Origin of the sequence: Bradyrhizobium sp. AT1 (assembly GCF_001590795.1) — a bacterium.
GTDB lineage: Bacteria > Pseudomonadota > Alphaproteobacteria > Rhizobiales > Xanthobacteraceae > Bradyrhizobium.
The window spans coordinates 3,985,785-3,999,088 of record NZ_JXDL01000001.1; the positions used below are offsets into that span (position 1 = coordinate 3,985,785).

The following is a 13,304-nucleotide window of genomic DNA, read 5'->3' on the forward strand; positions in this document are numbered from 1 at the left end:
CGACGTGAGTCTGCGTCGCGGCGGAGGAGCAATGAGGGGGAGTTTCCCGATGGCCATGACGGGAACGGTTAAGTTTTTCAACGGCGAACGCGGCTACGGTTTCATCAAGCCTGACGACGGCGGCCGCGACGTGTTCGTGCATATTACTGCTGTGGAGCGGGCCGGACTGAAGGACCTTGCGGAAGGACAGCGCATTACTTTCGAAGTCGAACCGGACAAGAAGGGGAAGGGACCTAAGGCGGTCAATCTGGTCATCCTCTCCTAGCGGGCCAGACGCAAAATACTTCGCGCAATACTTGGTGCAAAAGATACTTGGCGAAAAAAAATCCCGGCCGCGAGCGGCCGGGAGTTGTTGTCCGGTATTTTCTTCTTCAGCTATCAGAAGCGATAGTTCACGCCTGCGCGCACAACGCTGGCGCTATAGCCGTTTGACACGCCCGTAATTGCGAACTGACTGGTCGACAGGTCGATGTAGAGATATTCGAGCTTGGCGCTCCAGTTCGGAGCAAGGCCGACTTCCGCGCCGGCACCGATGGTCCAGCCCGCGGTGGTGTGCGATTCCGACCAGCCGAAGGTCTGCGCGCGCAACTCGCCGAAGGCGAGGCCGGCGGTGCCGTAGAACAGCACGTTGTTGAAGGCGTAGCCGGCGCGGCCGCGCAGCGTGCCGAACCACGGATTGGAGAACTTCCACGGCGCGAAGGTGTCGTCGGCCCCGGCGGCCTGGATGTCGCCTTCGACGCCGAACACGAACGGGCCGTTCTGGAAATTGTAGCCGGCCTGCACGCCGCCGACGAAGCCGGACGGCTTTGCGGGATTGTTGTCGACCGAGCCCCATTCATAGCCGATGTTGCCGCCCAGATACGGACCGGCCCAGCTATAGGCGTTGAGAGGCTGATTGACGGTGTAAGGCGCACGCCCGCCATAATTCATGTCGGCGGCCTCTGCCGAAGCTGTCCAGCCGGCTGCAACCAACGCGGCTGCGCCCACAATGAGCCCCTTCATCACTCAACTCCAACGCAACTGCCGTCACCGGTGCGAATGCCTGCGCCGCCGCGCGAGGCCAGACCGCATGGTTACGGAACCACCACCTTTTCGCGTAAGATTTATCGAGAGTTTTAAGTTAAAGGGCTGTTAAGCCGGGTTACCGCGCTGTTAACAGGCTTAAGCAAATGTTACCGGGAACTGCGTTGCCGTCTCCCGTGCGCGCCGCCTGGCCGGAACTTCAAATCGGCGCCCCCAGCCCTTAAATTCGTTCCATGGTTCACGATTCCAACGACAATCCGGACGACCGAGCGCGTAAATCGCCGCCGCCCGCCGCGGGCGACGTGCCGCCGGACCTCGATCCCGCCACCACAGGGGGCGAAGACGAGGACGATGCGCGGCTGCCGGATATCCTTGAAGAGAGCGGCGCGGTCGGCGAAGGGCCGCTGGCGAGCGGTCACGAGGCGATCGAGCGCGCGGTCCGGCTCGCGCCCACCTCGCCCGGCGTCTACCGCATGCTCAGTGCAAATGCCGACGTGCTCTATGTCGGCAAGGCCAAGAACGTCAAAAAGCGCCTCTCCAACTATGCGCGCCAGAATGCGCCGCAGCCGGCACGCATCCTGCGCATGATCGCCGCCACGGTGACCGTGGAAATCGTCTCGACCAACACCGAGACCGAGGCGCTGCTGCTGGAAGCCAACCTGATCAAGCAGCTGCGGCCGCGCTTCAACGTGCAGCTGCGCGACGACAAATCGTTTCCCTATATCCTGATCACCGGCGACCATTGGGCGCCGCAGATCCTGAAACATCGCGGCGCGCAGAGCCGGCCCGGACGCTATTTCGGCCCGTTCGCCTCCGCCGGCGCGGTCAACCGCACCATCACGGCCTTGCAGCGTGCGTTCTTGATCCGCTCCTGCACCGATTCCTTCTTCGAGAGCCGCACCCGGCCCTGCCTGCTCTACCAGATCCGCCGCTGCGCCGGCCCCTGCACCCGCGAGATCGACTTCGGCGGGTATACGACGCTGGTGCGCGAGGCGAGCGACTTCCTGTCCGGCAAGAGCCATGCGGTGAAGCAGGAGCTCGCCGGCGAGATGGAAAAGGCGGCGGGAGAGCTCGAGTTCGAGCGCGCCGCGCTTTACCGCGATCGCCTTGCCGCGCTGTCGGCGATCCAGTCGCAGCAGGGCATCAACCCGCGCACGGTCGAGGAAGCCGACGTGTTCGCCATCCACCAGGAGGGCGGCTTCTCCTGCGTCGAGGTGTTCTTCTTCCGCACCGGCCAGAACTGGGGCAACCGCGCCTATTTTCCGCGCGCGGAAAAGACGTTCACCGCGGAAGAGGTGCTCGGTTCCTTTCTCGCCCAGTTCTACGACGACAAGCCGCCGCCGCGAAACATCCTGCTCTCGCACGAGATCGAGGAGAGCGAATTGCTCGCCAATGCGCTGGCGATCAAGGCCGGCCACAAGGTCGAGGTCAACACGCCCAAGCGCGGCGAGAAGAAGGAACTCGTCGCTCACGCGCTGACCAATGCGCGCGAGGCGCTCGGCCGCAAGCTCGCCGATACCGCCACGCAAAGCCGCCTGCTCGACGCCATGGCCACGACGCTGAGCCTGCCGCATCCGCCCAAGCGCATCGAGGTCTACGACAACAGCCACATCCAGGGCACCAATGCGGTCGGCGCCATGATCGTCGCCGGCCCTGATGGCTTCGTGAAGAACCAGTACCGCAAGTTCAACATCAAGTCGGAAGGCATCACGCCCGGCGACGACTTCGCCATGATGCGCGAGGTGCTGGAGCGGCGCTTCAAGCGCCTGATCAATCCGCCCGAGGAGGGCACGGTCAAGGCGAAGGACGACGATTTCCCGCAATGGCCCGATCTCGTCATCATCGACGGCGGCCGCGGCCAGCTCAACGCCGTCCGCGAGATCTTCGCCAGTCTCGGCCTGACCCAGGTGTCGCTGATGTCGGTCGCCAAGGGGCCGGACCGGGATGCCGGCCGCGAGACCCTGTTCATGCCGGAACGCGAGGCCATCAAGCTGGAGCCGCGCGACCCCGTGCTCTATTTCATCCAGCGCCTGCGCGACGAGGCTCACCGCTTCGTCATCGGCTCGCACCGCAAGCTGCGCAAGAAGGACATCCGCGAGGCCGGTTTGCAGGAGATTCCGGGCATCGGCCCGTCACGCAAACGTGCCTTGCTGCATCATTTCGGGACCCTGAAGGAGATCGAACGCGCCTCGATCGCCGATCTCGGCAAGGTTCCGGGGGTGAGCGCCGAGAGCGCCCGCAGGATTTTCGATTATTTCCATCCCCAGCCGGGATGAACGCAAGGGGCCCAAAGGGAGCTCGGGTCATCAGGTCGTCGCATCCCGTGCCGCATTTGTGAGCGGGACGGTTGACCTTGGGGCTCGAGCGGTATTGGTAGGACGAATGAACATCGCCACGACACGAGGGACGACCAGCCGCGCGATGTCCCTCCCGAACATCCTGACCTATGGCCGGATCGCCGCGATTCCGGTCGTGGTCGGGTGCATCTACGCGCAATCGATTCTGGATCAGCCGCTTTGGCTGCGCTGGGTGGCGGTGGCCATCTTCATCGGCGCCGCGGTGACCGACTACCTCGACGGCTATTATGCGCGAATCTGGAATCAGCAATCGGCATTCGGCCGGATGCTCGATCCGATTGCCGACAAGCTACTGGTCGCCTCGTGCCTGCTGATGCTGGCCGCGGACGGCATCATCCATGGCTGGTCGCTGTGGGCTGCCATCGTGATCCTGTGCCGCGAGATCCTGGTCTCGGGCCTGCGCGAATATCTTGCCGCGCTCCGCGTCAGCGTGCCCGTGACCAAGCTTGCCAAGTGGAAGACCACGGTCCAGCTCGTTGCGATCGGCTTTCTGCTCGCGGGCCCCGCCGGCGACGAGGTGGTGCCCGTCGTCTCGATGATTGGCCTCGTGCTGCTGTGGGCCTCGGCGATCGTGACCATTTATACCGGCTACGACTATTTCCGCGCCGGCATCCATCACCTCATCAAGGAGGACGAGGGATGAAGGTGAAATATTTCGCCTGGGTGCGCGAACGCGTCGGCAAGGCCGAGGAGACCATCGAGCCGCCGGCGACGGTGCGCACTGTCGAGGAGCTGATCGCCTGGCTGTCGGGCCAAAGCGAGGCCTATGCCTACGCCTTCGAGAAACCAAAGGTGATCCGCACTGCGATCGACCACGCCCATGTCAAATCGGACGCTGCGATCGCCGGCGCGCGCGAAATCGCGTTCTTCCCGCCGATGACCGGCGGCTAGCCATGACGTCCCCTGTCGCCGCCTGCCCCGTCACCATCCGCATTCAGGAAGACGATTTCGATATCGCCCGCGAGATCGCGGTCCTGACCAAGAGCCGCACCGACATCGGGGCGGTCGTGAGCTTTTCCGGCATCTGCCGCGCGGACGACGACAGCGCGAAGGTCGCAGCTCTCACGCTCGAACATTACCCTGGCATGGCCGAGGAAGAGATCGGGCGTCATGTCGACGAGGCGGTCTCGCGCTGGCCGCTCAATGGCGTCACGGTGATCCACCGCGTCGGCCGCTTCATGCCGGGCCAGAACATCGTGCTGGTGCTGACCGCCTCGCAGCATCGCCAGGCCGCGTTCCAGGCGGCCGAGTTCCTGATGGATTACCTCAAGACCAACGCGCCGTTCTGGAAGAAGGAAGAAAGCGAAGCCGGCACCGGCTGGGTCGAGGCCCAGGCCCGCGACGACGAAGCTGCCGCACGCTGGACCCGATCCTGATGGCAAAAGCATCCAAAAAGACCGTGCGCGGCCGTCCCGCGCCAAAACCTGTCAAGGTCGCTCCAGGCGAGCTTCTCACGCTGATGGATTTCGTCCGCTATGCGGTGAGCCGCTTTGTCGAAGCCAAGCTCGCCTTTGCCCATGGCACGACCGATCCGGTTGCCGAAGCGGCCTTCCTGGTGAGCGAGGCGCTGCATCTCAATCCCGAACAATTCGAGATCTTTGCCAATGCACGCGTCACGGCGGCGGAGGGCAAGACCATCCTCGACCTCATCCATCAGCGCGTCACGACGCGCAAACCGGCCGCCTATCTCGTCAACAAGATCTATATGCGCGGCCTGCCGTTCTATGTCGACGAGCGCGTCATCGTTCCGCGCTCTTTCATCGGCGAGCTGCTGGAGTCGCATTTCGGCGGCGACGGCGAGGCCGGATCGCTGATCGACGACCCCATGGCGGTCGAGCGTGTGCTCGATCTCTGCACGGGATCCGGATGCCTCGCCATCCTCGCCGCGCATCATTTCCCGAACGCCGCTGTCGATGCCGTCGACATCTCCAAGGGCGCGATCGAGGTTGCCACGCGCAATGTCGGGGAATACGGCCTCGAGGACCGGATCAGCCTGTATCGCGGCGACCTGTTCGCCCCACTCGGCGACAACAGATACGATCTGATCATCACCAACCCGCCTTACGTCGATGCCGAAGGCATGGCGGCGCTGCCGCCGGAATGCCGGGCCGAGCCGAAGCTCGCCTTCGATGGCGGCGCCGACGGCCTCGACGTGGTCCGCCGCATCCTGGCCGAGGCGCCCGATCATCTGACGCCGGATGGCGGGCTGATCTGCGAGATCGGCCGCGGCCGGGGCCTGATCGACGAGGCCTTTCCGGAACTGCCGCTGCTCTGGCTCGACACCGAGGACTCCGAAGGCGAGGTGTTCTGGATCGCGGCCGCCGATCTCAACTGAACGCTCCCGGCCGCGAGCTCGAACGGAACAAGTCAAATTCGGCCACGTTCATCCCGAGACGAATTTCTCGCTCTCGGAGGATGTCCAGATGCTCGCGCCATCGGGCGAATTGCTACGCGCCGGCATGGCGCTGAAGCTCAACCACGTCAAACGCGCCGCCCAATCCTATCTGCGTGACCAGACCACCCAGGCCACCGGCAAGGTGACGTCTTACGCGGTGGCCGGCGGGCTGTTCGCCGTCGCGGGCCTGTTCGTCGTCGCGGCATTCTTCGTCGGGCTGATGGCTCTGTACCGCTGGGTCGCCATCGCTTACGGGCAGTTCTGGGGGTTTGGTGCCGTCGGCGCGGTGTTGCTGGTGCTGGCCGCGATCTGCGCCGGCGTGGCGATGGCACAGATGAAGCGCAAAGCCAGGCCCATCGTGCCACTCGCCAGCCGTTTGCGCGTGGCCATAGCGACCCCGCGAATTCCGCGAGGAACGGTCAAGGAGGCGGTGAAGGAGGTCGCGACCGCGATTCCCCTTGCACCGCTCGCACCGGGCGAGCGCCGCCATGGCGCAACAGCGTTGCCAGCGCGCACCAACCGCCCCGTGCAGCTTGGCCTGATGCTCGCGGCAATTGGACTGGCGGGGTTCACTGCGGCCCGCCGCAGGCGTCACGGCCGTCGATTGGACGCTTGATGCTGGTGCGGCGCTCCGAGCAGATCGACAGCTGGCTGCTGGTGGCGGCGACCGCCGTCTTCGTGCTGACGGCGGAGCGCTATTTCCAGGACTCCGGCTTGGTCCCGTCGGGACCTCCCCAAGACCACCGCAATGCGGAAGCGAATTCACCGGAAACGCATCCGGCGCGCGCAGCCGTGGAGCCCGGCCGCGGGCGTCATGCCAAGAGCCCGTTCGCGATCCCCTGGGCGGGCTGGAAGGATATCTTCTGGCGCACCTATCAGCGCATCGACGACGATCGGCTGCTGGCGACCGCGGGCGGCGTCGTGTTCTTTGGACTGCTCGCGATCTTCCCAGCCGTCACGGCGCTCGTCTCGTCCTACGCTCTGTTCGCCGATCCCTCGACGATCAGCTCAAATCTGCACACGCTTGCGACCATGCTGCCGGAAGGATCGTTCCAGATCGTCGAGGACCAGGTCGCGCGCGTGCTGTCGCACGGCAACACCACGCTCGGGGCCACCTTCCTGGTCGGTCTTCTGCTTGCCGTTTGGAGCGCCAATGCCGGCGTCAAGGCGATCTTCGATGCCCTCAACGTCGCCTATGAGGAGCGCGAGAAGCGCAGCTTCATCCAGCTCAACATGGTGTCGCTGGCGTTCACGATCGGCGGCATCGTGGCGCTGCTGCTGATGGTGGGGGCCGTTGTCGCCTTCCCGCTCGCGCTCGATCACCTCGGCATGGCGCCCGAAAGCAAGCTGATCGTGGCGCTGGCCCGGTGGCCGCTGCTGTTTCTCATCCTGCTGGTGGCGCTGGCGATCCTCTACCGCTTCGCACCCAGCCGCGATGCGCCGCGCTGGCAGTGGCTGAGCCTCGGCGCGGTGGCCGCCGCCATCCTCTGGATCGCCGGCTCGGCGCTGTTGTCCTGGTATCTCTCGGAATTCGCCAATTACAACGCGACCTACGGCTCGCTCGGCGCGGCGATCGGCCTGATGATGTGGATGTGGATGTCGGCCATCGTCATCATGTTCGGCGCCGAGCTGAATTCGGAGATCGAGCGGCAGACGCTGCGGGACACGACCGAGGGGCAGCCCAAGCCGCTCGGCACCCGCGAGGCCGTGTCGGCCGACACCGTCGGTGCTAGCGCCCCATTCTAGCCGATGACGACGATCGGGCCGGAGCTTGCCCGGCCCGATCTAGCGACATCTCAGCGCTTGGTGATCACGACTTCCAGATACTCGCTGTGCACGACGATGGTGCCGTCATCGGCATGGTTGAATTCGCAGAGCAGCGCCAGCAGATCGCGTCTCAGCGCGGCCTGGCCGCTCTCGTCGAGCGCGGCAAACGCCTTCAGCGTCGGCCCGTAGAAGGTCTTGAAGACATCGAGCCAGTGCTCGGGCGAGCGGTAGCGGAACACGAACATGCGAGGCTCGGCCGAGATGTCGGAGGCCTGGCTTGCGAACATCTCCTCGAGTCGTGCCCGCGTGCCCCACAGCGCCGGCGACTTCACGCCGGCCGGCGGCGGCAGATGCTTGCCGATGGTCTTGAACAGCTGGCCGATGAAGCCCTGCGGGGTCCAGTTGGCGAGGCCGATCTTGCCGCCGGATTTGCAGACGCGTGCCAGCTCGGAGGCCGCCTTGTCCTGATCCGGCGTGAACATCACGCCGAAGGTCGAGAGCACGACGTCGTAACTCGCGTCCGCAAACGGCAGGGCCTCGGCATCCGCCTCGCGAAATTCGACCGTCAGATGGTCCGCCGCCGCACGCTCCTGCCCGCGCTTGAGCAACTCCGGAACATAGTCGGTGGATGTGACGTCACACCAGCGCCGGGCCGCGGCCAGCGTCGCGTTGCCGTTGCCGGCAGCGACGTCGAGCACCTTGCTGCCGGCTCGCAAATCCAGGGCTTCGCAGAGTTGCTCGCCGACGATCTGCAGTGTGGTGCCGACCACGGCATAGTCGCCCGATGACCAGGCGCCATGCTGGCGCTGCTTGACGGCGGCTAGATCGGGCTGGGCGGGAGCCTGTTTGAGTGCGGCGGATGTCGACATGGCAATTCTCCAGGGTTTGAAAACGCCGGGACGATAGGGTGTGCGCGACTCGCTGGCCTTGAGAGCGGCATTATTTTACGCTGAGATCACCTTGATTTCCGAGCCGGAGCCGGGACTGGCGTGCCGTTTCATTTCGAGGATTTCGTGCTCGATGCCGAGCGGCGCGAATTGCGCCGCGCGAAGGCGCTGATCGCGATCGAGCCCCAGGTGTTCGATCTCCTGCTTTATCTCGTTCGTAACCGCGAGCGCGTGGTGACGCGGGACAATCTGCTCGACGCGGTCTGGAACGGCCGCGTCGTCTCGGAATCAACCCTCACCAGCCGGATCAACGCCGCGCGGCGCGCGGTCGACGACAATGGTGGGGAGCAGCGGCTGATCCGAACCATCGCGCGCAAGGGCGTCCGGTTTGTCGGCGAGGTCACCGAGCTCTCGGAGGCGGCGACGCCGGCAGTGGCGAGCCGGCCGGCCACCGCAACACCGGCGGGCTTGCCGCTGCCCGACCGGCCCGCCATCGCGGTCCTGCCGTTCGTGAATATGAGCGGCGAGGCCGAGCAGGAGTATTTCTCGGACGGCATCAGCGAAGACATCATCACCGCGCTGTCGAAGCTGCGCTGGTTCTTCGTGATCGCGCGCAACTCCTCGTTCATCTACAAGGGCCGCGCGGTTCATCTGCGTGAGGTCGCGGAGGAGCTCGGCGTCCGCTATGTCGTCGAAGGCAGCGTCCGCAAGGACGGTGATCGCGTGCGCATCACCGCGCAACTCAACGACGTCGCCACCGGCAGTCATCTCTGGGCGGAACGTTACGATCGCGAGCTCGCCGACGTGTTTGCCGTGCAGGACGAGATCACCGAGGCCATCGTCGCCGCGATCGAGCCGCAGCTCTATGCCGCGGAAAGCTATCGCGCCCAACGCAAGCCGCCCGACAGCATGGACGCTTGGGATCTCGTGATGCGCGCGCTTTCGCATTACTGGCGTGTGACACGGCAGGATCACGTCGTCGCGCAGGCGCTGCTCGAGAAGGCCATCGCGCTCGACCCCAACTACGGCAAGGCGCTCGGACTGCTCGGCACCAGCTACATGTTCACAGCCCATATGGGCTGGATGGAGATGAGCACTGCGATCCCCGGCGCCGAACGTGCCGCACGTGCTGCGATCCGTGCCGACGACGAGGATGCCTGGGCTCACAACGCGCTCGGGCACGTCAATCTGTTTGCACGCCGGTTCGAGGATTCGCTGGCCGAATTCGAGACCGCGTTGCGGCTCAATCCGAATTTCGCCCTGGCGCAGGGCTATTATGGATTGGCACTCGGCTATTGCGGCCGCTGGCAGGACGCCGACGAGGCCGCTCGACGGGCGATCCGCCTCAGCCCGCGCGATCCCTATGCTCCTGTCTATTACGGCATCGCCGCTTATGCCCGCTTCCTCGGCGGCGATGACGCGGAGGCGATCCGGCTCGCCCAGGAGGCCCTGCGCCAGCGCAGCGATTTCGTCGGCGCGCACCGGGTGCTGACGGCGGCTGCCGGCATGGCTGGGCAGACGAATCTCGCCCAGGCGGCGCTGAGGGAGCTGCGCCGTGCCCAACCGAACATCTCCCTCGCCTGGCTCGCCGAGTTCATGCCGGTCAAGCTTGCCCGCGACCGCGACCGCTACATCGATGGCTTTCGCCGGGCTGGATTGACATGAGCCGCGACCAGGCTGCTATCCCCTCGAATCAGCAATGATGTTAAGGTCATGTGGCTTGGGGGAGCACGAGGCGTGATGGGATCGCAACGTGACCCGTATTTTCCCGGGTGAGGCAGTCAGCTCTTAAAGGCGTAACGCGCGGCATGATTCGCATTTCGACGATCTTCATCGCCTTCTGCATGGTTCTGGTCGCGGCTTCGCTTGGGCTCGTCCTGTACGCCGTCGCCGGCATCAGCGGAACCGAATCCGCGATCGTGGCGCTGACCGCGCTGACCTTCCTGATCCTCTACAACGCGGTGTCGATGCGGCTGCGCGATCGCAGCGACGTCGGCGGCCAGATCGCCGATCTGTCGCGCGGCACCGCCGATCTCGCCCGCCAAGTGGCCGAGTTCGGCCGCCGGCTGGCTGCAATCGAGGGACGCATCGCCTCGTCCAATTCGACCAACTCCGACCGTATTCAGTCGGTGGTCGGCGAGATCAACGAGCTCGGCGGGCTGGTCAGGCAGCTCGCGACCACCGTGTCGGCCCATGAGGACCTGCTGGCCGGCGGCGCGCCGACGCCGGCTTCCGCCCCGGCGGCCCGGTCCGAACCGGAGGCGCCGATCGATCTGGTTGCGCCGTTCGAAGAGCGGCCGGCAGCCCCTCCCCCGCTTCCCGCGGCACCTCCGGCTCCGCTGGCGCAGCCGCGGCCGGCGCCGGCGGTCCAGACCCAGACCGCCAACCCGGTTCAGACGGCCACCGGGCGCAACCAAACCCAATTGCTGGCAACGCTGCGCAACGCCATCGACGAAAACCGCATCGACATCTTCCTGCAGCCGATGGTGACGCTGCCGCAACGCAAGGTGCGGTTCTACGAGGCCGTGACGCGCATGCGCGACGAGCGCGACCAGCTGATCGCCGCCGAGGAGTTCATCAGCATCGCGGAAGCTTCGGGGCTGATCGGGCGCATCGACAACATGGTGATGCTGCGCTGCGTGCAGGTGCTGCGGCGCCTGATGGTGCGCAACAAGGATGTCGGCGTGTTCTGCAACGTCGCGGCCTCCACGCTCGGCAATTCCACCACCTTCGCGCAATGCCTTGACTTCCTCGAAGCCAACCGGGCACTGGCGCCTTCGCTGGTGCTGGAGTTCAAGCAATCGACGTTCCGCAATCTCGGCCCGGCCGAGACCGAGAATCTCGCCGCACTGGCCCAGCGCGGCTTCCGCTTCTCGATCGACCATGTCACGGATCTCAGGATCGAGCCGCGCGAGCTGGCCGACCGCGGCGTACGCTTCATCAAGGTGCCGGCCGCGCTGCTGCTCGACCCGAAGCAGGCCTCGGCCTCGGACATCCACCCCTCCGACCTCTCCGACCTGCTCGGCCGCTTCGGCATCGACTTGATCGCCGAGCGGATCGAAGGCGAGCGCGCCGTAATCGACCTGCTCGACTATGACGTGCGGTTCGGCCAGGGGTTCCTGTTCGCGCCGCCCCGGCCATTGCGGCCGGAGGGGGCATCTGCTACCGGCGGGACCGCGCCGAACCAGGCGCAGGACATTCAGGGATCCAATGGCTCCGCTTCCCCCAGCCAAGGCACAACATCTGGCGCGACGTCAGCCGCTCCCCCGGCACAACGCATCACCGGCAACGCCGCGCTCGCGCGCCGCATCTGATCGGCGCTGCGCATCATGACCACGCTGCATTTCGCCGAAAGCCTGCGCGAGCTCGTGGGCGGCGTCGACGTCGTGCTCAGCGACATCTGGGGCGTCGTCCACAATGGCCTCGAATCCTTCCCCGAAGCCTGCGAGGCGCTGCACACCTATCGCAGCCACGGCGGTACGGTGATCCTGATCACCAACGCACCGCGCCCGGCCGACTCGGTGCAGCGGCAATTGCGCAAGCTCGGCGTCGCCGACGAGACCTATGACGCCATCGTGTCGTCCGGCGACCTGACCCGGCTCTATGTTGCCGAGCATCCTGGCCGCAAGATGTTCTGGCTCGGCCCCGAGCGCGACAATTCGATCTATCGCGGCCTCGATGCGACAACCGCGCCGCTGGAAGAAGCCGACTACATCGTCTGCACTGGTCTGTACGACGACGAGACCGAGACGGCGGAAGACTATCGCGGCATGATGCTGAAGGCGCGCGAGCGCAAGCTGACGCTGGTCTGCGCCAACCCCGACATCGTGGTGGAACGCGGCGACCGGCTGATCTATTGCGCCGGCGCCATCGCGGAGCTCTATCGCGAGCTCGGCGGGGAGGTGATCTTCTACGGCAAGCCGCACCGGCCGATCTACGAGCGCGCCATGGCGCTCGCCGGCGAACGCCAGGGCCACCCGATCGACCGCAAAAAAGTGCTGGCGATCGGCGATTCCGTCCGCACCGACCTGACCGGCGCGCGCGAATTCGGCATCGACTGCCTGTTCGTGACCCGCGGCATCCATGCCGAGGAGTTCGAGGGCCTAGACCAGCTCGACCCGGCTTCGGTGCTGGAATTATTCGGCCACCCGCCGAAGGCGTTGATGCGCGAATTGAAGTGGTGATGGCTGCGGTTGACCGCGCGGGCGCGTCAGCCCAGACGTCGTCATGGCCGGGCTTGTCCCGGCCATCCACGTCTTACTTCTAGCATCAAGAACGTGGATGCCCGGGACAAGCCCGGGCATGACGACCTCGATGGAGAATTGTTGATCCGGAGAGGCGCGCGCTTACGCGCTCGCCATGTCCGGAAAGACCGCCTCGATCTTCGTCTTCAGCGTCGCCGCGTTGAACGGCTTGACGATGTAGTTGTTCACGCCGGCCTTCTTGGCCGCGATCACGTTCTCGGTCTTGGATTCCGCCGTGATCATGATGAAGGGCGTGGTGGCGAGGTTCGGATCCGCCCGCACTTCGCGCAGGAGGTCGTAACCCGTCATCGGCTCCATGTTCCAGTCGGAAATCACGAGCCCGTACTTCTTGCCGCGCATCTTGTTCAGCGCTGCCGAACCGTCGCTTGCATCATCGATATTCTCGAAGCCAAGCTGCTTCAGCAGATTCCGGATGATACGGATCATGGTGCTGTAGTCATCCACCACCAGAACCGGCATCGACAAATCAACCGCCATCTCGACTCCCCCAACGCATACCCAGGAATATTACGATCGGACCTGCCCAAGCCCGGAGCCCCGGCAGTTCCACGCTCAAGGACTACCATCAAGGCGTTAAACAGCGCGTTAATTGGGGACGCCCCCCAAGGAC

At 65.2% G+C, this 13,304-nt stretch carries 14 protein-coding genes; 11 read left to right on the plus strand and 3 right to left on the minus strand.

Translation table 11 applies throughout. The features are described 5' to 3' along the window. The first annotated feature begins 49 nt into the window (after positions 1 to 49). Entirely contained in the window at positions 50 to 265 is a 216-nt protein-coding gene (locus SE92_RS18605; protein ID WP_008544396.1) for a cold-shock protein, read from the plus strand. Positions 266 to 378: 113 nt separating this feature from the next. On the opposite strand, the gene SE92_RS18610 is transcribed toward SE92_RS18605, so the two are convergent. Next, a complete protein-coding gene (locus tag SE92_RS18610) occupies positions 379 to 1,002 on the minus strand; it encodes an outer membrane protein (protein WP_063197282.1) in 624 nt (207 codons plus the stop codon). Positions 1,003 to 1,256: 254 nt separating this feature from the next. On the opposite strand from SE92_RS18610, the gene uvrC reads away from it, so the two are divergent. The 7 genes from uvrC (at position 1,257) to SE92_RS18645 (ending at position 7,521) form a co-directional block, all read left to right on the plus strand. Then, positions 1,257 to 3,299: an excinuclease ABC subunit UvrC gene (gene uvrC / locus SE92_RS18615; RefSeq protein ID WP_063197284.1), complete on the plus strand. Its 2,043-nt coding sequence runs from the start codon at positions 1,257 to 1,259 to the stop codon at positions 3,297 to 3,299. Between the two features lie 106 nt (positions 3,300 to 3,405). Continuing rightward, on the plus strand, positions 3,406 to 4,023 hold the full coding sequence (gene pgsA / locus SE92_RS18620) for a CDP-diacylglycerol--glycerol-3-phosphate 3-phosphatidyltransferase (protein ID WP_063197286.1): 618 nt from the start codon (positions 3,406 to 3,408) through the stop codon (positions 4,021 to 4,023). Next, positions 4,020 to 4,271 carry a molybdopterin converting factor subunit 1 gene (gene moaD / locus SE92_RS18625; protein ID WP_018318355.1) on the plus strand — a complete coding sequence of 84 codons (252 nt, stop codon included), beginning with the start codon at positions 4,020 to 4,022 and terminating at the stop codon, positions 4,269 to 4,271. The genes pgsA and moaD overlap by 4 nt, the downstream gene beginning before the upstream one ends. A 2-nt stretch (positions 4,272 to 4,273) precedes the next feature. Then, positions 4,274 to 4,756: a molybdenum cofactor biosynthesis protein MoaE gene (locus SE92_RS18630; protein WP_063197288.1), complete on the plus strand. Its 483-nt coding sequence runs from the start codon at positions 4,274 to 4,276 to the stop codon at positions 4,754 to 4,756. Further along, positions 4,756 to 5,715, plus strand: coding sequence for a 50S ribosomal protein L3 N(5)-glutamine methyltransferase (gene prmB / locus SE92_RS18635; protein ID WP_063197290.1), 960 nt, complete (start codon positions 4,756 to 4,758; stop codon positions 5,713 to 5,715). The genes SE92_RS18630 and prmB overlap by 1 nt, the downstream gene beginning before the upstream one ends. An 88-nt stretch (positions 5,716 to 5,803) precedes the next feature. Then, positions 5,804 to 6,391, plus strand: a complete 588-nt coding sequence (locus SE92_RS18640; protein ID WP_063197292.1) for a phage holin family protein — start codon at positions 5,804 to 5,806, stop codon at positions 6,389 to 6,391. Next, positions 6,391 to 7,521, plus strand: coding sequence for a YihY/virulence factor BrkB family protein (locus SE92_RS18645; protein WP_063197294.1), 1,131 nt, complete (start codon positions 6,391 to 6,393; stop codon positions 7,519 to 7,521). The genes SE92_RS18640 and SE92_RS18645 overlap by 1 nt, the downstream gene beginning before the upstream one ends. 50 nt (positions 7,522 to 7,571) lie before the next feature. Here SE92_RS18645 and SE92_RS18650 read toward each other — a convergent pair whose 3' ends face one another. Then, the gene (locus SE92_RS18650; RefSeq protein WP_063197296.1) at positions 7,572 to 8,411 is read right to left on the minus strand and encodes a class I SAM-dependent methyltransferase; all 840 of its coding nucleotides are present in this window, start codon (positions 8,409 to 8,411) and stop codon (positions 7,572 to 7,574) included. 120 nt (positions 8,412 to 8,531) lie between these two features. Here SE92_RS18650 and SE92_RS18655 point away from each other — a divergent pair, with 120 nt between their 5' ends. From SE92_RS18655 to SE92_RS18665, 3 genes are all read left to right on the plus strand, one after another. Next, positions 8,532 to 10,094: a winged helix-turn-helix domain-containing protein gene (locus tag SE92_RS18655; protein WP_063197298.1), complete on the plus strand. Its 1,563-nt coding sequence runs from the start codon at positions 8,532 to 8,534 to the stop codon at positions 10,092 to 10,094. Between the two features lie 143 nt (positions 10,095 to 10,237). Next, entirely contained in the window at positions 10,238 to 11,743 is a 1,506-nt protein-coding gene (locus tag SE92_RS18660) for an EAL domain-containing protein (RefSeq protein ID WP_063197300.1), read from the plus strand. Positions 11,744 to 11,758: 15 nt separating this feature from the next. Continuing rightward, positions 11,759 to 12,613, plus strand: a complete 855-nt coding sequence (locus tag SE92_RS18665) for a TIGR01459 family HAD-type hydrolase (RefSeq protein ID WP_063197302.1) — start codon at positions 11,759 to 11,761, stop codon at positions 12,611 to 12,613. Positions 12,614 to 12,775: 162 nt separating this feature from the next. Here the strand turns inward: SE92_RS18665 and SE92_RS18670 are convergent, their stop codons facing one another. Next, complete coding sequence (locus SE92_RS18670; protein WP_008567674.1) at positions 12,776 to 13,171, minus strand: response regulator; 396 nt, start codon at positions 13,169 to 13,171, stop codon at positions 12,776 to 12,778. Positions 13,172 to 13,304 lie beyond the last annotated feature (133 nt).

Excerpts from the sequence above, each read along its gene's own strand:
- SE92_RS18605 (WP_008544396.1), top strand. The coding sequence starts at position 50 with ATGGCCATGACGGGAACGGTTAAGTTTTTCAACGGCGAACGCGGCTAC.
- SE92_RS18610 (WP_063197282.1), bottom strand. The coding sequence starts at position 1,002 with ATGAAGGGGCTCATTGTGGGCGCAGCCGCGTTGGTTGCAGCCGGCTGG.
- uvrC (WP_063197284.1), top strand. The coding sequence starts at position 1,257 with ATGGTTCACGATTCCAACGACAATCCGGACGACCGAGCGCGTAAATCG.
- pgsA (WP_063197286.1), top strand. The coding sequence starts at position 3,406 with ATGAACATCGCCACGACACGAGGGACGACCAGCCGCGCGATGTCCCTC.
- moaD (WP_018318355.1), top strand. The coding sequence starts at position 4,020 with ATGAAGGTGAAATATTTCGCCTGGGTGCGCGAACGCGTCGGCAAGGCC.
- SE92_RS18630 (WP_063197288.1), top strand. The coding sequence starts at position 4,274 with ATGACGTCCCCTGTCGCCGCCTGCCCCGTCACCATCCGCATTCAGGAA.
- prmB (WP_063197290.1), top strand. The coding sequence starts at position 4,756 with ATGGCAAAAGCATCCAAAAAGACCGTGCGCGGCCGTCCCGCGCCAAAA.
- SE92_RS18640 (WP_063197292.1), top strand. The coding sequence starts at position 5,804 with ATGCTCGCGCCATCGGGCGAATTGCTACGCGCCGGCATGGCGCTGAAG.
- SE92_RS18645 (WP_063197294.1), top strand. The coding sequence starts at position 6,391 with ATGCTGGTGCGGCGCTCCGAGCAGATCGACAGCTGGCTGCTGGTGGCG.
- SE92_RS18650 (WP_063197296.1), bottom strand. The coding sequence starts at position 8,411 with ATGTCGACATCCGCCGCACTCAAACAGGCTCCCGCCCAGCCCGATCTA.
- SE92_RS18660 (WP_063197300.1), top strand. The coding sequence starts at position 10,238 with ATGATTCGCATTTCGACGATCTTCATCGCCTTCTGCATGGTTCTGGTC.
- SE92_RS18665 (WP_063197302.1), top strand. The coding sequence starts at position 11,759 with ATGACCACGCTGCATTTCGCCGAAAGCCTGCGCGAGCTCGTGGGCGGC.
- SE92_RS18670 (WP_008567674.1), bottom strand. The coding sequence starts at position 13,171 with ATGGCGGTTGATTTGTCGATGCCGGTTCTGGTGGTGGATGACTACAGC.